Annotated in this window: 20 protein-coding genes; all 20 read left to right on the top strand. The window is 61.7% G+C overall.

The window, feature by feature from the left end:
• Positions 1–304: 304 nt before the first annotated feature.
• The 20 genes from JFU11_RS16810 to JFU11_RS16905 all read left to right on the top strand — a co-directional run bounded on the left by JFU11_RS16810 (position 305) and on the right by JFU11_RS16905 (position 18,409).
• Entirely contained in the window at positions 305–1,030 is a 726-nt protein-coding gene (locus JFU11_RS16810) for a beta-ketoacyl synthase chain length factor (RefSeq protein WP_123721554.1), read from the top strand.
• Positions 1,006–1,815: a lysophospholipid acyltransferase family protein gene (locus tag JFU11_RS16815; protein WP_201061423.1), complete on the top strand. Its 810-nt coding sequence runs from the start codon at positions 1,006–1,008 to the stop codon at positions 1,813–1,815. The genes JFU11_RS16810 and JFU11_RS16815 overlap by 25 nt, the downstream gene beginning before the upstream one ends.
• On the top strand, positions 1,796–2,056 hold the full coding sequence (locus JFU11_RS16820; protein ID WP_123721556.1) for a phosphopantetheine-binding protein: 261 nt from the start codon (positions 1,796–1,798) through the stop codon (positions 2,054–2,056). The genes JFU11_RS16815 and JFU11_RS16820 overlap by 20 nt, the downstream gene beginning before the upstream one ends.
• A 9-nt stretch (positions 2,057–2,065) precedes the next feature.
• Positions 2,066–2,320: an acyl carrier protein gene (locus JFU11_RS16825; protein ID WP_123721557.1), complete on the top strand. Its 255-nt coding sequence runs from the start codon at positions 2,066–2,068 to the stop codon at positions 2,318–2,320.
• Positions 2,317–2,862: a membrane protein gene (locus tag JFU11_RS16830; protein ID WP_038978633.1), complete on the top strand. Its 546-nt coding sequence runs from the start codon at positions 2,317–2,319 to the stop codon at positions 2,860–2,862. Before JFU11_RS16825 ends, JFU11_RS16830 begins: the two co-directional genes overlap by 4 nt.
• Entirely contained in the window at positions 2,859–4,541 is a 1,683-nt protein-coding gene (locus JFU11_RS16835) for an acyl-CoA synthetase family protein (protein ID WP_123721558.1), read from the top strand. Before JFU11_RS16830 ends, JFU11_RS16835 begins: the two co-directional genes overlap by 4 nt.
• Positions 4,534–5,268, top strand: a complete 735-nt coding sequence (locus JFU11_RS16840) for a glycosyltransferase family 2 protein (RefSeq protein WP_201061425.1) — start codon at positions 4,534–4,536, stop codon at positions 5,266–5,268. The genes JFU11_RS16835 and JFU11_RS16840 overlap by 8 nt, the downstream gene beginning before the upstream one ends.
• Entirely contained in the window at positions 5,265–6,212 is a 948-nt protein-coding gene (locus JFU11_RS16845; protein WP_123721560.1) for a glycosyl transferase, read from the top strand. Before JFU11_RS16840 ends, JFU11_RS16845 begins: the two co-directional genes overlap by 4 nt.
• Positions 6,193–7,737, top strand: a complete 1,545-nt coding sequence (locus tag JFU11_RS16850; RefSeq protein ID WP_123721561.1) for an aromatic amino acid ammonia-lyase — start codon at positions 6,193–6,195, stop codon at positions 7,735–7,737. The genes JFU11_RS16845 and JFU11_RS16850 overlap by 20 nt, the downstream gene beginning before the upstream one ends.
• On the top strand, positions 7,730–8,155 hold the full coding sequence (locus tag JFU11_RS16855; RefSeq protein ID WP_123721562.1) for an acyl-CoA thioesterase: 426 nt from the start codon (positions 7,730–7,732) through the stop codon (positions 8,153–8,155). Before JFU11_RS16850 ends, JFU11_RS16855 begins: the two co-directional genes overlap by 8 nt.
• A 161-nt stretch (positions 8,156–8,316) precedes the next feature.
• Positions 8,317–8,889, top strand: a complete 573-nt coding sequence (locus tag JFU11_RS16860; RefSeq protein WP_201061427.1) for an outer membrane lipoprotein carrier protein LolA — start codon at positions 8,317–8,319, stop codon at positions 8,887–8,889.
• Positions 8,873–11,212, top strand: a complete 2,340-nt coding sequence (locus tag JFU11_RS16865) for an MMPL family transporter (protein ID WP_201061429.1) — start codon at positions 8,873–8,875, stop codon at positions 11,210–11,212. The genes JFU11_RS16860 and JFU11_RS16865 overlap by 17 nt, the downstream gene beginning before the upstream one ends.
• Positions 11,209–12,369 (top strand): hypothetical protein, encoded by a 1,161-nt coding sequence (locus tag JFU11_RS16870; protein ID WP_201061432.1) that lies wholly within the window; start codon positions 11,209–11,211, stop codon positions 12,367–12,369. Before JFU11_RS16865 ends, JFU11_RS16870 begins: the two co-directional genes overlap by 4 nt.
• Positions 12,356–13,603 (top strand): tryptophan 7-halogenase, encoded by a 1,248-nt coding sequence (locus JFU11_RS16875; RefSeq protein WP_201061434.1) that lies wholly within the window; start codon positions 12,356–12,358, stop codon positions 13,601–13,603. Before JFU11_RS16870 ends, JFU11_RS16875 begins: the two co-directional genes overlap by 14 nt.
• Positions 13,600–14,325: a class I SAM-dependent methyltransferase gene (locus JFU11_RS16880; RefSeq protein ID WP_123721565.1), complete on the top strand. Its 726-nt coding sequence runs from the start codon at positions 13,600–13,602 to the stop codon at positions 14,323–14,325. The genes JFU11_RS16875 and JFU11_RS16880 overlap by 4 nt, the downstream gene beginning before the upstream one ends.
• The gene (locus tag JFU11_RS16885; protein WP_123721566.1) at positions 14,325–14,807 is read left to right on the top strand and encodes a hypothetical protein; all 483 of its coding nucleotides are present in this window, start codon (positions 14,325–14,327) and stop codon (positions 14,805–14,807) included. Before JFU11_RS16880 ends, JFU11_RS16885 begins: the two co-directional genes overlap by 1 nt.
• Complete coding sequence (locus JFU11_RS16890; protein ID WP_123721567.1) at positions 14,804–16,000, top strand: beta-ketoacyl-[acyl-carrier-protein] synthase family protein; 1,197 nt, start codon at positions 14,804–14,806, stop codon at positions 15,998–16,000. Before JFU11_RS16885 ends, JFU11_RS16890 begins: the two co-directional genes overlap by 4 nt.
• On the top strand, positions 15,997–16,455 hold the full coding sequence (locus JFU11_RS16895) for a hotdog family protein (protein ID WP_201061436.1): 459 nt from the start codon (positions 15,997–15,999) through the stop codon (positions 16,453–16,455). Before JFU11_RS16890 ends, JFU11_RS16895 begins: the two co-directional genes overlap by 4 nt.
• Positions 16,455–17,183 carry a 3-oxoacyl-ACP reductase FabG gene (gene fabG, locus JFU11_RS16900; RefSeq protein WP_201061439.1) on the top strand — a complete coding sequence of 243 codons (729 nt, stop codon included), beginning with the start codon at positions 16,455–16,457 and terminating at the stop codon, positions 17,181–17,183. The genes JFU11_RS16895 and fabG overlap by 1 nt, the downstream gene beginning before the upstream one ends.
• Positions 17,183–18,409, top strand: a complete 1,227-nt coding sequence (locus JFU11_RS16905) for a beta-ketoacyl-ACP synthase (RefSeq protein WP_201087434.1) — start codon at positions 17,183–17,185, stop codon at positions 18,407–18,409. Before fabG ends, JFU11_RS16905 begins: the two co-directional genes overlap by 1 nt.
• Positions 18,410–18,429: the final 20 nt, after the last annotated feature.

Consider the following 18,429-nt stretch of genomic DNA (forward strand, 5'->3'; position numbering starts at 1 on the left):
CTTAGCTACCTCGCCGGCATCGGGACTACACAGTCATTGGTAAATATCCGTCGGAAAAAACCGCCAACTCGTCCATCGACAGCCGATAGAGCCGACAGACATGTCCGCTGCAACGTGGATAATGGCCAAACGACAGCTTTTTCGCGAACCAGACGGTACATTTCGTTGCGTAAAATGTAACCAGCATTTGCTACACGCCCGCCGCACCGGGATAATGCGCACCACTCGGCGTTAAGCGCCACGTAAGGTCAGCCGCGCTTTTTTGCGACTCACCGCGTCAAGGAAGCCCGCAGGGGCGGGATGAATGTCTGTGATCAATTTCAACATCGCCCAATGGCGCGCGTGGGCCCCTGGGCTTGAAAGCGTGGATGATTGGCAGGCCTGGAGCCGACAACCGGTCGTGCTCGAGCCCAGCGATGCCGCCCCCGATGTGTCGTTTTTGCCGGCTATGCAGCGTCGGCGACTCAGCCGTCTGGCGCGGATGGCATTCAGCGTTGGCTGGCCGTTGGCTGATGGTCGCCAGGACCTACCGTTGGTCTTTATTTCCCGCCACGGCGAAACCCCGCGCACTTTCGAAATTCTCAGCGATCTGGCGACTGACCAACCGTTGTCGCCCACTCAGTTCAGCTTGTCGGTGCACAACGCGGTCATCGGCCTATGGTCGATCATGCGCGGCGAAACCAGCGAAATGACCGCCCTCGCTGCGGCCGGTGATGGCCTTGAACACGGCATGCTAGAGGCGGCGGCATTGCTTGATGAAGGAGCGCCTGCGGTACTGCTGGTAGTGACGGAAGAGCAACCGCCCGCGGCCTACTCGGCCTGGATCGACGACGTGCCATTCCCTTATGCGGTCGGCCTGCTGATTACGCCCGGCAATCAGTGGCAGCTGTCGCTGAACAGCACCTCGCAAGCGTTGTCCAAAACCCACTGGCCCCATGCCCTGAATCTGTTGCGTACCCTGCTCGGCCAGCAGACCACCTGCCAACATGCCTGGAAAAATCGTCTATGGACCTGGCAACGCAACCTGTAACCGATAAAAACCGCGACGCCTATTACTGGCGCCTGCTGGCCACTGCCGCAAGCTTCACCCTGTTCGGGTTGGGCGGGCTATGCCTGCGACTGGTGGTGTTCCCGCTGTTGAGCTGCTTGCCGGGAGAAGCCCAAGCCCATCGTCAGCGGGCACGACAGACGGTGAGCCGCTGTTTCTGGTTTTTCATTCGGTTCATGGCTCGCACTGGCGTGCTGACTTATGACATTCAGGGTGCGGAAAAGCTCGGGCGCCCAGGCCAGATGATCGTCGCCAATCACCCTTCGCTGATCGATGTGGTGTTTTTGATCGGCCTGGTGGGCCACGCCAACTGCGTGGTCAAGAAAAGCCTCTGGGAAAATCCGTTCACCCGCGGCCCGCTACGCCGCACCGACTACATCAGCAACGACGGCAGCATGGACATGCTCGACGCCGCTGCCGACGCGCTGAAAAGCGGTCAGACCCTGATCATTTTCCCCGAGGGCACCCGCACTCAACCCGGCAAACCACCGGCATTTCATCGGGGAGGCGCGGCAATCGCTGTGCGCGGTGCGAAAATCCTCACCCCGGTGATTATCGAGGTCAATCCGACCACATTGACCAAGGCCGAACCCTGGTATCGGATTCCAAAACGCCGCGTGCACTTCAGTTTTCGTGTCGGGGCCGATATAGACCCACAGGCCTTCGCTACACAAGGACCTGCACCGCAGGCCTCGCGCAAGCTCAATGATTATTTGCACCATTACTTTATTAAGGAGCTCGCCGAAGATGAGCGATCTACACCGTGAAATCAAAGAACTGATCATTGACGCCCTGGGCCTCGAAGATATCAGCGTCGACGACATTGGCGATGACCAGACACTGTTTGGCGAAGGCTTGGGCCTGGACTCGGTAGACGCCCTGGAACTCGGCTTGGCGATTCAGAAAAAGTACGGCATCAAAATCGATGCCGACGCCAAGGACACCCGTAATCACTTCACCAACGTGGCGAGCCTTGCGGCGTTCGTCACTGCAAAACAGGCAGCTTGAGACCGGACCATGCAAACTCGTGACGATATTTTCAATACCCTGCGCGATGCTCTGGTCGAACTCTTCGAGCTGGAGCCCGAGCGCATCAGCCTGGGGGCCAACCTGTATCAGGATCTGGAAATCGACAGCATCGATGCGGTCGACCTGATCGATCACATCAAACGCCAGACCGGCAAGAAAATCGCCGCCGAAGAATTCAAATCGGTGCGTACCGTCAGCGACGTGGTCGAGGCGGTCTACCGTCTGGTTCAACCCGCCGCATGAGCCGATTGATCGGCCTGGGCCTGCTGCTGGCAGGCCTGTTGTACCCCTTTGCGGTGTATTTCGGCATGGAGCATTTTGCCCCGTGGCAGTTCGGTCTGCTGCTGGGTAGCCTGTGGCTGGCGCGAGCGCTGACCGGCGAGCGGCGCCCCGGAAGCCTGTGGATGGCCACGGTCGCCATCGGGTTTTGCCTGCTGCTGGCGCTCTTCGACAGCCCGGTACTGCTGCGCTGGTACCCGGTGTTGATCAGCGGATTCATGCTGGTGCTGTTCGGCCTGAGCCTGAAATACGGCCCACCGATGATTGAACGCCTGGCCCGTCTGCGAGAGCCGGAATTACCGGCCAGGGCCATTCGCTATACCCGCCAGGTGACGATTGCCTGGAGCGTGTTTTTTCTCTGCAACGGCTTGTGCGCCGCCGCCCTGACCCTTTGGGCGCCGCTGAGTTGGTGGATGTTGTACACCGGCCTGATCTCCTACGGATTGATCGGCCTGATGTTTGCCATTGAATGGCTGATACGACAACGGGTAAGAGGCCGCCCATGAATTGGATAACACTTGAGCAACTGTTGCTCAAGGCTCAGCCGGACCGTGCCGTGACGGCCGAACCGGCGTTGAATCACGCGCAATTGTGCGAACAGGCCCTGAGCCTGGCTGCCGGCCTGCAAGCACAAGGCGTGCAGCGCATCGCCGTGCACCTTGAGGACGCTGCCGACCTGGCCATTGCCCTGCTCGGCGCCTGGCGTGCCGGGGTCAGCGTGCTGCTGCCCGCCGACCTGCAAGCGCAGACTCGCCAGCGCTGGTCGACCGAGGTCGATCTGTGGCTGACCGATCAGGCCGACGATGCGCACCTGAGCGATTATCGCCATTCACCGCTGCCGGCCAGCCCGCTGGATCTGGATCGCTGTCAGCTGAGCCTGTGCACCTCCGGCTCCAGTGGCGAACCCAAGCGCATCGACAAAACCCTGCGCCAGCTGGCCAATGAAGTCGAAGCGCTGGAGCACCTGTGGGGCGCAGATTTGGGCGAGGCCTGCATCATCGGCAGCGTCGCCACTCAACACATCTACGGCTTGCTGTTTCGGGTGCTGTGGCCGCTGTGCGCCGGGCGCTCGTTCGTGCGTAAACAACTGGCCTTCCCGGAAGACCTGCAGCGCGCCAGCCGAGAACACCCGGCCTTCGCGTGGGTCGCCAGCCCAGCGCTGCTCAAACGCATGGGCGACAACCTCGACTGGCCAGCGCTGAGCGCGGTGCGCCGAGTGTTTTCCTCCGGTGGTGCGTTGCCCGTCGAAGCGGCGCAAAGCCTGCATGAACGCCTGCAACAATGGCCGACAGAAATCTTCGGCAGCTCGGAAACCGGCGGCATCGCCTGGCGTCAGGGCCAGAATCTCTGGCAGCCCTTCGCCGATGTTGCGCTGAGCCAGGACAGCGATGGCGCCTTGCTTATCGCCTCACCTTACTTGCCGGCCGGCCATATTGAACACACCGCCGATGCCGCGCGCATCGCCGCCGACGGCCGTTTCGAGCTGTTGGGACGGCTGGACCGAATCGTCAAACTGGAAGAAAAACGTATCTCGCTACCGATGCTCGAACAAGCGCTGATGACCCATGAGTGGGTCGCTGAAGCGCGGCTTGGCGTCGTCCAGGAAAACCGTGCTTCGCTGGGCGCGCTGCTGGTGTTGAGTGAGCAGGGTTTGCATGCCTTGCGCAATCAGGGTCGACGTACTCTTACTCAGGAGTTGCGCCAACACCTGAGCCTGCATTGCGAAGCACTCGCCCTGCCCCGTCGCTGGCGCCTGTTGCGACAATTGCCACTGAACGCTCAAGGCAAACTGCCTCAGGCCGAAGTGGAGAACATATTGCTGGCGCCACGCCCAAAGGCGCCGGAAGTGCTGGAACAGATCGACACCGATGGCGAGTGGAGCCTGCAACTGGCTGTCCCGCCAGACCTGGCGTATTTCAGCGGACACTTTCCCCGAGCGCCGGTATTGCCCGGCGTGGTGCAGGTGGATTGGGCGCTGAGCCTGGGTCAGCAATTGATGGACCTGCCGGCAAAATTCGCCGGTATGGAAGTGCTGAAATTTCAGCAACTGGTGCGTCCCGGTGATGAAATCCAGTTGCACCTGCGCTTCGACTCGGCGCGCAGCAAGTTGTATTTCGCCTATCGCAATGAAACCGCCACCTGCTCCAGTGGGCGGATTTTGCTGGAGGCCCCAGGCGATGCATAACCCCTGCGCCGTAATCCCGGTCTACAACCACGAAACCGCAATCACTGCCGTGGTCGATGCGCTGCTTGCCAGCGGCCTGCCGTGCATTCTGGTGGACGACGCCAGCAGCCCGGCCTGCGCCAAGGTCCTTGATCAACTGGCCCAGCGTGACCGGGTTTACCTGATCAGGCTCACCATCAATCAAGGCAAGGGCGGCGCGGTAATGACCGGTTTGCGGGAAGCCTCGCGCCTGGGCTTCAGCCATGCCTTGCAGGTGGACGCCGACGGCCAGCACGATCTGCAAGACGTAAAAGTCTTCATCGAGCATTCGCGCACCCATCCCGAGGCGGTGATCTGCGGTTATCCGCAATACGACGCCAGCGTGCCGAAGGGCCGGTTGTACGCCCGCTACCTGACGCACGTCATGGTGTGGATCAACACCCTGTCGTTGCAGATTCGCGACTCGATGTGCGGCTTCCGTGTCTATCCATTGCCGCCGACCCTGGCACTGATCGACTCGGCCAGGATCGGCAAGCGCATGGACTTCGACTCCGACATCCTGGTGCGCCTGGCCTGGCGCAATCTGCCGATGCAGTGGCTGAAAACCAGGGTCCATTACCCTTCGGATGGCGTCTCGCATTTCCGCCTGTTCCACGACAATGTACTGATTTCGAGCATGCACACCCGGCTGTTCTTCGGCATGTTGCTGCGGGCACCAGTAATCCTCTGGCGACGGTGGCGAGCATGAGCGACAACGCAGACAAACAGCACTGGGCCGACCGCCAGGAGCGTGGCAGCTTCTGGCTGATGAAGTTCACCGCGCTCTGCGCAAAAGTCTTGGGCCGTCGGTTGTTGAGCCCGCTGCTGTACGGCATCGTGCTGTACTTTTTCCTGTTCGGGCGCAACGCCCGCCAAAGCGCCTGGCAATACCAGCAGCGGCTTGCCGACTGGAGCGGTCGTAGCGAATTGCGCCCGAGCCATTGGCGGGTGTTCGGCCAGTTCATGGCCTTCGCCGACTCCATGCTCGACAAACTCGATGTGTGGAACGGCAAGCTGAGCATCGATCAGATCGAAATCATCGACCCGGCGCTGCTGCGCAATAAACTGCGCGGCACACGTGGGCAAATGCTGGTGGGTGCGCACCTGGGCAATCTCGAGGTCTGCCGGGCGCTGGCCGAGATCGGTGAGAAAGTCACCATGAACGTGCTGGTGCACACCAAGCACGCCGAACAATTCAACCGTCTGCTGGGCGAAGCCGGGGCGACCAATCTGCGGCTGATCCAGGTCAGCGAGCTGGACCCGGTGATCATGCTGCAACTGCATGAACGCCTCGAGCGCGGCGAATGGCTGGCGATTGCCGGCGACCGCGTGCCGCTGCATGGAGGACGCAGCGTGAGCGTGGATTTCCTCGGCCATCAAGCCGCGTTCCCTCAGGGCCCATGGTTGCTGGCCGGTCTGCTGAAATGCCCGATAAACCTGATGCTGTGCCTGAAGAAACCCGCTGGCGACTATCGGCTGACCCTCGAACCGTTCGCCGACGCCATCGTGTGGAAACGCAGCGACCGCGAACAGGTCATTCATCAGTGGGCCTCCCGCTACGCCGAACGCCTGGGTCACTATTGCCTTGAAGCGCCCCAACAATGGTTCAACTTTTACCCTTTCTGGAAGACCGATGACGACGCCAACGCTTGAGCCGGTAACCTTCGGCGAACTCCCTTTGCGCATCGAAGACGTGCTGGCCCTGGCCAACCGTCAGGTGCCGACGCAGTTGCAGGGCGACGCTGAGTTTCGCCAGCGCATCGCCAAGGGCCCGCAGTTCCTTGATTCCCTGTTGGACAAGGAAGGCGTGATCTACGGTGTGACCACCGGTTATGGTGATTCTTGCGTGGTAGCGGTGCCGCTGCACCACGTCGAAGCCCTGCCCCGTCATTTGTATACCTTCCACGGTTGCGGCCTGGGCAAACTGCTCGACGCCCAAGCCACCCGCGCGGTGCTGGCGGCGCGTTTGCAATCGCTTTGCTACGGCGTGTCCGGGGTACGCGTGGAGCTGCTGGAGCGTCTGCAAGCCTTCCTCGAACACGACATTCTGCCGCTGATTCCGGAAGAAGGTTCGGTGGGCGCCAGTGGTGATCTGACGCCGCTGTCCTACGTCGCCGCGACTTTGTCCGGCGAGCGCGAAGTGATGTTCCGTGGTGAGCGTCGACAAGCCGCCGATGTGCACAGCGAACTGGGCTGGGAACCGCTGGTATTGCGCCCCAAAGAAGCGCTGGCGCTGATGAACGGCACCGCCGTGATGACCGGCCTTGCCTGCCTGGCTTACGCCCGCGCTGATTACCTGCTGCAACTGGCCACGCGTATCACTGCGCTGAACGTGGTCGCTTTGCAGGGCAATCCGGAGCACTTCGACGAGCGCCTGTTCGCGGCCAAACCCCATCCAGGGCAGATGCAAGTCGCCGCGTGGTTGCGCAAGGACTTGGCGATCGATGCGCCGACCGCGCCGCTGCATCGCCTGCAAGACCGCTATTCCCTGCGTTGTGCGCCGCACGTGCTCGGTGTATTGGCCGACAGCCTGAACTGGCTGCGCTCGTTCATCGAGATCGAACTCAACAGCGCCAACGACAACCCGATCATCGACGCCGAAGCCGAACGCGTGCTGCACGGCGGGCACTTCTACGGCGGCCATATCGCGTTCGCCATGGACAGTCTGAAAACCCTGGTGGCGAACGTCGCCGACTTGCTCGACCGTCAGCTCGCGCTGCTGGTGGACGAGCGTTACAACCATGGCTTGCCGAGCAACCTGTCTGGCGCCACCGCCGACCGCGCAATGCTCAATCACGGTTTCAAGGCGGTGCAGATCGGCACCAGCGCCTGGACCGCCGAAGCCCTGAAAAACACCATGCCGGCTAGCGTCTTCTCGCGTTCCACCGAGTGCCACAACCAGGACAAAGTCAGCATGGGCACCATCGCCGCCCGCGACGCCATCCGCGTGTTGGAGCTGACCGAACAAGTCGCTGCTGCCACGCTGCTGGCCGCCAACCAAGGTGTCTGGCTGCGCGGCCAGGCTGAAGACGCGCGCCCGCTGCCACCAGCACTGGCCGCGATGCACGAAGAATTGGCCAAGGACTTCCCGCCGGTCATCGAAGACCGTGCCTTGGAAGGCGAGTTGCGCCTGTGCCTGCAACGCATCGCCGAACAACACTGGAGGCTGCATGCGTAGCAAGGGAGTGCTTCACACCGACACGGAAATCCTCGTACCGTTCTTTGACGTCGACACCATGAACGTGGTCTGGCACGGCCATTACGTCAAATACCTGGAAGTCGCCCGCTGTGCGCTGCTGGACAAGATCGGCCATAACTACGACGCCATGGTGGCGTCAGGTTACGCGTGGCCGGTGATCGACTTGCAGCTGCGCTATGTGCGTGGCGCCGTGTTCGGCCAGAAGCTGAATGTGCGCGCCAGCCTGGTGGAGTGGGAAAACCGCCTGAAGATCAGTTACCTGATCAGCGATCTGGCCACCGGCGAGCGCCTGACCCGCGCCTGTTCCGTGCAGGTCGCCGTCGACATGAGCAGCCGCGAAATGCTGTTGGCCTCACCGAAGGTGTTCACCGACGCGGTTGAAAGGATGCTGCCATGAACCTGCTGAAAACCCTCTGTAGCAGCTGGCGAAGCCTGCGTTCGGCGGCGCAGCAGTCGCCCTGCGTTTCTTCTGATGTATCGCATTTTCAGGTTTTACGACGGCTTCGCCGCCGGACGCAGCCTCGCAGGCTCGGCAGCTGCTACCGGATTGCGTTGGGCATGTTGATGGTGAGTTTTACTTCGCTGGCGCAGGCTTTCGATCTACAGCAACTCAGCGATCAACTGGCCAAACCCGATGTGATCCACGGCAGCTTCATCCAGGAAAAACACCTGCGCGCCCTGCCCCAGCCGCTGACCAGCAAGGGCACCTTCGTTTTGGCGAAGAATCACGGCCTGCTCTGGCTGCTGAAAACCCCGCTGCAACAGGACTATCGCATCAGCGACAAGGGCATTGCCCGGCGTGATGCCAACGGTTGGCAAATGCTGCCGAACAAGAGCGCCGGCGCCGAACAGAACCGCTTGTTCCTCGCGGTGCTGCAAGGCGACAGCAGTGGCCTGCAACGGGATTTCGAGCTTTCGCTGAGCGGCGACGCACAAAACTGGAAACTGACCCTGACCCCGCGTTCGATGCTGCTCAAGCAGGTGTTCAATCAGATCAACATTGACGGCGGCGAACTGGTGCACAGCATCGAGCTGCTCGAAACCCAGGGTGACCGAACCCTGTTGCGCATGCAGGACAGCACTAGCGCACAACCTTTGAGCGATGCGGAGCAACATGACTTTGCCGAGTGAACGGATGCTGCCGCGGCTGTTTCTGATCCTGCTGCTGGCAGTGCTCGCGCTCGCCGGCTGGCAATGGCGTGACAACGCGCCGCTGTCGGCCAACCTGATGGAACTGGTGCCTGGTACCGCGCCGGACGCGTTGGAACTGCGCGCCGAACAACGCATGCAAGAACCGCTGAACCGGGAAATGCTGGTACTGGTCGGCCATAAAGACCGCCAGCAAGCCATCGCCATGGCGCAAAAGCTGGGCGAGCAATGGCAGGCCAGCGGCGTATTCGAAAAGGTCCAGTGGAACCTGCAGGCCGACTTGCCGGCGCTACGCACGCAATTGCTGCAAGGCCGCCTGGCGATGCTGTCCGCGGCCGACCGGCAGCAACTCATCGAGCACCCCGACGCCTTTATTCAGCAACGGGTACAAGCCCTGTTCGACCCTTTCACCGGCTTCAGCCTGGTGCCGAGCCAGGACGACTGGCTCGGCCTGACCGGGCGCATCCAGAACAGCCAGCCACAGCACGGCTCGGTGCAACTGGACATCGGCAGCGGTGCGCTGGTTGCCGATGCCGACGGCATGAGTTGGGTGATGCTGCGGGCGCGAACCGTCGGCAACGCGTTCGACATGAACCTCCCACTGCAAGTGGCTGACCTGCTCCAGCACAGTCGTGAAGAAGCCGCCCGGTCGGACGTGCAACTACTCGCCGCCAGCGGCCTGTTGTACGCCGCCAGCGGTCAACGGCAAGCCGCTCGCGAAATGACCTGGGTCGGCGGCGGCGCCACGGTCGGGATTCTGTTGCTGCTGTTGCTGGCCTTCCGGCGTTGGCGGGTGTTGCTGGCGTTCGTCCCGGTGCTGGTGGGCATGCTGTTCGGTGCGGTGGCTTGCGTGGCGCTGTTCGGTCACATGCATGTGATGACGCTGGTGCTGGGCTCAAGCCTGATCGGCGTGGCGGTGGATTACCCGCTGCATTACCTGTCCAAAAGCTGGAGCCTGAAACCCTGGCACAGCTGGCCGGCGTTACGCCTGACCCTGCCGGGGCTGACGCTGAGCCTGATCACCAGTTGCATCGGCTACCTGGCCCTGGCCTGGACGCCGTTCCCGGCCCTGACCCAAATTGCCGTGTTCTCCGCCGCCGGCCTGCTTGGCGCCTACCTGTCGGCAGTGTGCCTGTTGCCGGCGCTGCTCAAGGGCGTGGTTCTGCGGCCAGCACAATGGCCGATGCGCATCGCCGAGAAGTTGCTGGAGCTGCGTGAAACGTTGCTCAAATACGTACGCACGCCGGTATTGCTGGCGCTGTTGATCGCCTTCTGTGTCGGCGGTCTGTTGCAGCTGCAGAGCAAAAACGACATTCGCCAATGGGTCGGCACGCCGCAGCAACTGACTGACGAAGCCCAGACCATCGCACGCATCACCGGCTATCAACCCACCAGCCAGTTCTTCCTGGTGCGCGCGACCAATCAGCAGGAATTGCTCGAACGCCAAACGACATTGAGCGAGCGTCTGGATCAATTGGTCAATCTGGAAAAACTCCAGGGCTATCTGTCGCTCAATCAACTGGTCAGCCAGCCGAGCGAACAGCGCAAAGTGCGTGAAGCATTGAGCAAGCTGCCGCAGTTCTGGCAACCGTTGCTCGACCTCGGCGTGCCGGCCGCCGCGTTGCAGGCCGAATTGGCAACGTTGCAGGCGCTGCCCATTGAAGACATCGACGCAGCGCTAGCCGGACCATTGGCGGAACCCTATCGCACGCTGTGGCTGGGGCCGACCGATGACGGCGTGGCTGCGATGGTCAGCCTGCAAGGCTTGAACAATCCCACGCTGCTGCGGGTCCAGGCGCTGGACTTGCCGGGCGTGGAACTGGTGGATCGCCTCGGCGAACTGAACCAGGTTTTCGCCGCCACTCAAATCAGCGCCGCTGAATTGAAACTCGCTTCCTGCGTGCTGATCGTGCTGGTGCTGATCCTGCCATTCGGTCTCGGTGGCGCGCTGCGAATTGTCTCTCTGCCATTGCTGGCGGCCCTGTGCAGCCTGGCAAGCCTCGGTTGGCTCGGTCAGCCGCTGACGCTGTTCAGCCTGTTCGGCCTGCTGCTAGTGACGGCCATCAGCGTCGATTACGCGATCCTCATGCGTGAACAGATCGGCGGCGCCGCGGCGAGCCTGCTGGGCACTTTGCTGGCAGCAGTGACTACCTGGCTGTCGTTCGGCCTGCTGGCGGTGTCCAGCACGCCGGCGGTGAGCAACTTCGGCCTGTCGGTGAGCCTCGGCCTGGCGTTCAGTTTCATCCTGGCGCCATGGGCAGGACGCCAAGTCCACATCGCACCGATTACGGAGCCGGCAGCATGATGGTCGCTGCGTTCTGGTTGATGGCCCTGGTGCTGTTCGCCATGGCCACCCGTATCGGTCGTCATTTCGGTCTGATTCCGATCGTCAGCCAGTTGCTGCTGGCGACCTTCGGCCTGCCGTTGCTGATGTACTTCTGGATCGAACCGGGCTGGCACTTGAGCGGCGCCGACCTGATCTCGCCGGACTGGCTGAAGAACCTCTACAGCCTGAGCTTTGCCTTGCTGCTGGGGCACATCCTCAGCGACGTGATTGACCTGCGACTGGAACGTCAGAGCCTGAAAATCGCCCTGCCGAGTTTCTGCATTCCATTTGCCTGCGGGCTGGTGACCGCGGTCTGGCTGTTGCCGCCGCAGCCATGGATCAGCTCGCTGGCGGTCGGTCTGCTGTTCGCCATCACCGCGATTCCGGTGCTGTATCTGTACCTGCGACACATCATCTACCCGCCCGCTGCCACCCGACGCCTGGTGCAGACCGCGATCCTGATCGACCTGACCTGCTGGACTCTGTTCGCATTCGCCCAGGGCAGCCTGCACCTGAGCAGCCTTTTGCTGCCGCTGGCCGGCGCCTGTCTGCCGTTGTTGCTGCGACTGCTCGGGTTGCGCCAACCGTTGCTGCACAGCGGCTGCTTCTTCGCGCTGCTGGTGGTCGCCGAACACTTCAAACTCAATGCGCTGATTTTCGGCATCGGCTATCTGCTGTGCATGGCCACGCTCAAGGTGCCATTGGTGCTGCCATTGTCGGCGGCGTGGATGAGCCGTTTGCAGACCTGGATCGCCATCCCGCTGATCCTCACGTTCGGCATCGTGCAGATCAACGTGCACAACGCCATCGACAGTCTCAGCGGGATGCAACTGGCCGCTCTCCTGCTGTTGCCAATCGCCAGCAAACTGTTGGGCAACTGGCTGGGCCTCGGCTGGGCTGGCGCCTCGTTTGAAGGTGCCAGCCGCTGGCGGGAAAGCCTTTTACTGAATATTCGCGGCTTGAGCGAGATCGTCTTTCTCAACCTGCTGCTGCAACAACAGCTTATCAGCCCGGCGTTGTATTTCGCGCTGATGTTGATGGGCCTGATCGCAACCCTGCTGCCGGCACTCGCCGGCATGCACCGAATCCCTTTGAACATCGCCGCCCCGGCAAGGAGCACCCGTGCCAACAGTTGAAATGGAACGTCGTCAGGTACTGGTGATCGGCGCAGGCCCCTCGGGCGCCATCGCCGCCGCGTTGCTCAAGCGTAAAGGTCATGATGTGCTGATGATCGAGCGTCAGCATTTCCCACGGTTTTCCATCGGTGAAAGCCTGCTGTCCCACTGCCTGGATTTCGTCGAAGAAGCCGGCATGCTCGAGGCGGTGAACGCCGCCGGTTTCCAGCGCAAGAACGGGGCGGCGTTCGCTTGGGGCGATCAATACAGCGCCTTCGATTTCGGCGACACGTTCAGCAACGGCAAGCCGACAACGTTCCAGGTCCAGCGCGCCGACTTCGACAAGCTGCTGGCCGATCAGGCTGAACTGCAAGGTGTCGATGTCCGTTACGGCGAAGCCATCGTCAGTGCCGATTTCAGCCTGCCGAAACCGCAGCTCGACGTGCTTCGCGAAGACGGTAGCCAATACCGCGTCGAAGCCGACTTCGTGCTCGATGCCAGCGGCTACGGTCGCGTGCTGCCGCGCTTGCTGAACCTTGAAGCACCGTCGAACTTCCCGGTGCGCCAGGCCGTATTCACCCACGTCGAAGACTGTATCGACAACCCGGCTTTCGACCGGGAGAAAATCCTCATCACCACCCATCCGACCCAGCGCGATATCTGGTTCTGGACCATCCCGTTCAGCAACGGCCGTTGCTCGGTGGGCGTGGTGGCAGCCGCCGAACACTTCGAAGGCCGCACCGAGAATCTGGACAACTGCCTGCGCGGCTTCATCGCCGAAACCCCAAGCCTGGCCGGTGTGCTGAACAACGCCGTGTGGGATACGCCCGCGCGGACCATCGGCGGCTATTCGGCCAACGTCAAAACCCTGCATGGCCAAGGTTTCGCCCTGCTGGGCAATGCGGCGGAATTTCTCGACCCGGTGTTCTCCTCTGGTGTGACCATCGCCATGCGTTCGGCGAGCATGGCCGCCGGTGTGCTGCACCGCCAACTGCAAGGTGAAAGCGTCGACTGGCAGACCGAGTTCGCCGAACCGCTCAAGCGCGGCGTCAACACCTTCCGTTGCTACGTCGAAGGCTGGTACGCGGGGACCTTTCAGGATGTGATTTTCTATCAGGGCGGCACAGCGGATATCCGCCGCATGATCAGCTCGATCCTCGCGGGTTACGCCTGGGATGAACGCAACCCGTTTGTCAGCGAACCCAAGCGTCGACTGCGGATGATCTCGGACCTGTGCGCACAGGATCCGACATGAGTTATTTGAGCGACAACTACGTCGAAGAAACCCGTTTCGGTTTCTGGTTCCTGCGCAGTCACACCTGGCAGCACCATGTATTGCGAGTGGCGATCAATGATTTGCGCGATCTGTTCAGCGCGCCATTGCCCGACAATCCGGTATTGCTGGATGCCGGTTGCGGCCAGGGCAAGTCGTTCCAGTATCTGCGCCAGACCTTCGCGCCTCGGCGCCTGATCGGGCTGGATGCCGACCCTCACAGCCTGAACCTGAGCGGCGAAGAAGCTGCCCGCCAGGGCATGGATGTAGAACTGATCGGCAGTGACTGCGCGAGCATCAAAATACCGGACGCCAGCGTCGATCTGCTGTTCTGTCATCAAACCTTCCATCACCTTGTCGAACAGGATCAGGCCCTGGCCGAGTTCTATCGAGTGCTCAAGCCGGGCGGCTATTTGCTGTTCGCCGAGTCCACCGAGGCTTACATTGATACGTGGGTGATTCGCTGGCTGTTCCGCCACCCGATGCACGTGCAGAAGAGCGCCGCCGGCTACCTGGACATGATTCGTCGGCAGGGTTTTGAATTCGGCCCGCAGAACGTGTCTTACCCTTACTTGTGGTGGAGTCGCGCCAAGGATTTCGGCCTGCTCGAACGCTTCGGCCTGCGCCAGCCCAAAACCTTTGGCCAACGGGAAGAAACCCTGGTCAATGTAGTCGCGCGCAAGCCCGTTGAAGGGTGTGCCTGATGATCCGTTTCCTGCTTCTGGGTTGTGTCCTGTTGCTGAGCGCTTGCGCCAGCCAGGCACCGCTGCCCGAGCAAACTCCGAACCTGGCATTGCCGCTGCAATTGCACATCGAACGGCAGATGGCCGAGCAACGTCAGGACTGGCTGCTGGTGATCCAGCGTGAAGACCCAGGCATTCGCTGGTCGATGATGGACCCTTTGGGGATTCCCGTGGCACGGCAGAAACTGATCGATGGCCAATGGCAGGCCGACGGCCTGCTGCCGCCCAATCCGGAAGCCCGGGAGCTGTTCGCGGCCTTATTGTTTGCGTTGACCCCTGCGGGCGAGTTGCATCGCAACTATCCCGCCGCCCGGCAGGATGGCGGGCAACGATCCTTGTCACCACGCTGGAACATCCGCTATTCACAACCACTGAGCTTTGAATTGAACGTATCCCAAGGCCCGCACTATCGCGTCACTCCGTTAGGCGAGCACACGCCATGACGGCTTATCTGAATGCCCTCGGGGTGGTCTGCGCCCTGGGCCGCGACAAGCAGGAAGTCGCCCGCAACCTGTTTGCCGGCGATTGCTCGGGCATGCGCAGCGAGGCCGACTGGGTGGCGGAACGCACGCTGCCGGTCGCGGCGGTGCGCGGTGAGCTGGCGCCGATTCCGGCTGAGCTCGCGCATCAGAGCAGTCGCAACAATCAATTGCTGCTGGAGTCTGCGCTGCAAATTCGCGAAGACATCGAGCAAGCGATCCAGACCTACGGCCGCGACCGTATCGGCGTCATTCTGGGCACCAGCACCTCGGGCATTCACGAGGCCAGCAGCGGTCTGGCCCATTACATCCGAGAGCATCAGTTCCCTGCCGATTATGACTATCAGCAACAGGAACTCGGCGCGCCGGCGACGTTTCTCGCCGACTGGCTGCAATTGAGCGGTCCGGCCTATGTGATTTCCACCGCCTGCACCTCCAGCGCCCGTGCGCTGATGAGTGCTCAACGACTGCTCGATCTGGGCGTGTGCGACGCCGTGTTGTGCGGCGGTGTCGACAGTTTGTGCAAGCTGACTCTCAACGGTTTCTCGGCCCTGGAAGCGGTGTCCGAGCAGCGCTGCAACCCGTTTTCAGCCAACCGTAACGGCATCAACATCGGCGAAGCAGCGGTGCTGTTTCTGATGAGCAAAAGCGCCGGCAATAGCCAACCGATTGCCCTGCTGGGCAGTGGCGCCAGCTCCGATGCACATCATATTTCCGCGCCGGAACCGACCGGCCGTGGCGCCCTGCAAGCGATGCGCAAATCCTTGAGCCGCGCAGGGCTGCAACCGCAGCAGATCGGTTATCTGAACCTGCATGGCACCGCCACGCAACATAACGACGCCATGGAAAGCCTGGCGGTGACGACGCTATTCCCGGAAGGCGTGCCCTGCTCGTCGACCAAACCGATGACCGGCCATACCCTCGGCGCTGCCGGTGCTCTGGAGGCGGCGTTCTGCTGGTTGAGCCTGAGCGCGGACAACAGCGAACATGCCTTGCCGCCCCACATCTGGGACGGCCAGCCCGACCCCGAATTACCGGCCCTGCATTGGGTGACCCCGACTGACCACCTGACGTCCATTGCACCTCGCTACCTGATGAGCAATTCCTTTGCCTTCGGTGGCAATAACGTCAGCCTGATTATCGGAGACGCCCCATGATTACCTGGCCGCTCGCCGAACTGCTGCCGCATGCTGGCGACATGATCCTCATCGAGCAGATCCTGTCGTTCGATGACGAGCAAATTCACACCCGACTCACCGTCAAACCCGACGGCCTGTTCAATCGCCCCGACGGCAGCCTGCCGGCCTGGGTCGGCATCGAGCTGATGGCCCAGAGCGTCGCCGCGTACGCCGGTTGCCATGCGCGCCAGAAAGGCAATGCGGTGGAGTTGGGTTTCCTGCTCGGCACCCGAAAATTCGAATGCAACGTGGAACACTTCCCCGCCGGCACCGAGTTGACCATCCATGGGATACGCTCGCTGGAAGACGACAACGGCATGGGTGTGTTCGAATGCCACCTCACCGCGCCCGGCATCCACGCCACCGCCCGGCTGAACGTGTTTCGCCCACCTCAGGCCGCGCAATATCTTCATGAACCCCAAGGAGTCGAGTGATGACTGAATCCGTACTGGTCACCGGCTCCAGCCGTGGTATCGGCCGCGCCATTGCGTTGCGTCTGGCCCGGGCCGGGCATGACATCGTGCTGCACTGCCGCAGCGGCCTTGCGGATGCCGAAGCCGTCAAGATCGAAGTCGAGGCCCTGGGCCGCAACGCGCGCATCCTGCAATTCGACGTGTCCGACCGTGCTCGTTGCAAAGCTATTCTTGAAGCCGATGTCGAAACCCACGGCGCCTATTACGGCGTGGTGCTCAACGCTGGCCTGACCCGCGACGGTGCTTTTCCGGCCCTGAGCGAGGAGGATTGGGATTTGGTGATGCGCACCAATCTCGACGGTTTCTACAACGTGCTGCACCCGGTGATGATGCCGATGATCCGTCGTCGCGCCGCCGGGCGGATTGTCTGCATCACTTCAGTTTCCGGGTTGATCGGCAATCGCGGCCAAGTCAATTACAGCGCGTCCAAGGCCGGTTTGATCGGCGCAGCCAAGGCGCTGGCGATCGAACTGGGCAAGCGCAAAATCACGGTTAACTGTGTCGCACCCGGCCTGATCGACACGGCGATGCTCGACGAAAACGTGCCGGTGGAAGAACTGATGAAAATGATCCCCGCACATCGCATGGGCACCCCGGAAGAGGTGGCTGGCGCGGTGAATTTCCTGATGTCGGCGGAAGCGTCGTACATCACCCGGCAGGTTCTGGCCGTCAATGGAGGCCTGTGCTGATGAAGCGCGTCGTCGTCACCGGCATGGCCGGCATCACCTCACTGGGCAGCGACTGGGACACCATCGCCGGCAACTTCGCCGCCAATCGCAGCGGCATCCGCCGTATGGACGAGTGGGATCGTTTCACTGAACTCAACACGCGCCTGGCCGGGCCGATCGATGACTTCAAAGTGCCAAGCCACTGGACCCGCAAGCAACTGCGCAGCATGGGCCGCGTCTCGCGGCTCGCTGTTGGTGCTGCTGAGCAAGCGTTGGCGGACGCCGGTCTGCTGGGTGACGAGTCGATCAAGGACGGGCGCATGGGCGTTTCCTGCGGCTCGTCCACCGGCAGCACCGACGAGATCAAGGCGTTCGGCAATATGCTGCTCAACTCGGTGGCCGAAGGCTTGAACGCCAACTCCTACGTGCGGATGATGCCGCACACCACAGCGGCCAATGTCAGCATCTTCTTCGGCCTCACCGGCAGGCTGATCCCGACCTCCAGCGCCTGCACCAGCGGCAGCCAGGGCATCGGTTATGCCTACGAATCGATCAAGTTCGGCCGCCTGCCGCTGATGCTCGCCGGCGGCGCCGAAGAGCTGTGCCCGACCGAAGCCATGGTGTTCGATGCGCTCTACGCCACCAGTCTGAAAAACGATGCCCCGCAAACCAGCCCTCGCCCTTACGACACCGGCCGCGATGGCCTGGTGATCGGTGAAGGCGGCGGCATGCTGGTGCTCGAAGAGCTCGAACACGCCCTGGCACGCGGCGCACATATCCATGCCGAGATCGTCGGTTTCGGCAGCAACGCCGACGGTCAGCACGCCACCCGTCCGGAGCAGCTCACCATGCGCCGGGCCATGGAGCTGGCGCTGGAAGATGCCGGGCTGCAGCCTTCCGACATCGGCTATGTGAACGGTCACGGCACCGCTACAGAACAGGGCGACATTGCCGAAACACTGGCCACCAGCGCGTTGTTCGGCGAACACATGCCAATCAGTTCGCAGAAGAGTTTCCTTGGTCACACCCTGGGAGCCTGCGGCGCGCTGGAGTCCTGGTTCAGCATCGAAATGATGAACCGCGATCAGTACGTGCACACTTTCAACCTCGATGAGGTCGATCCGAAGTGCGGCAAGCTCGATTACCTGCGCGGTGAATTCCGGCAGATGAGCAACCAGTATGTGATGAACAACAATTTCGCTTTTGGCGGGGTCAACACCTCGTTGATTTTTCGCCGCTGGTCGTAATCGAATTACTCAGGGTCAAG

The organism is Pseudomonas sp. TH37 (assembly GCF_016650735.1).
Taxonomy (GTDB): Bacteria; Pseudomonadota; Gammaproteobacteria; order Pseudomonadales; family Pseudomonadaceae; genus Aquipseudomonas; species Aquipseudomonas farris.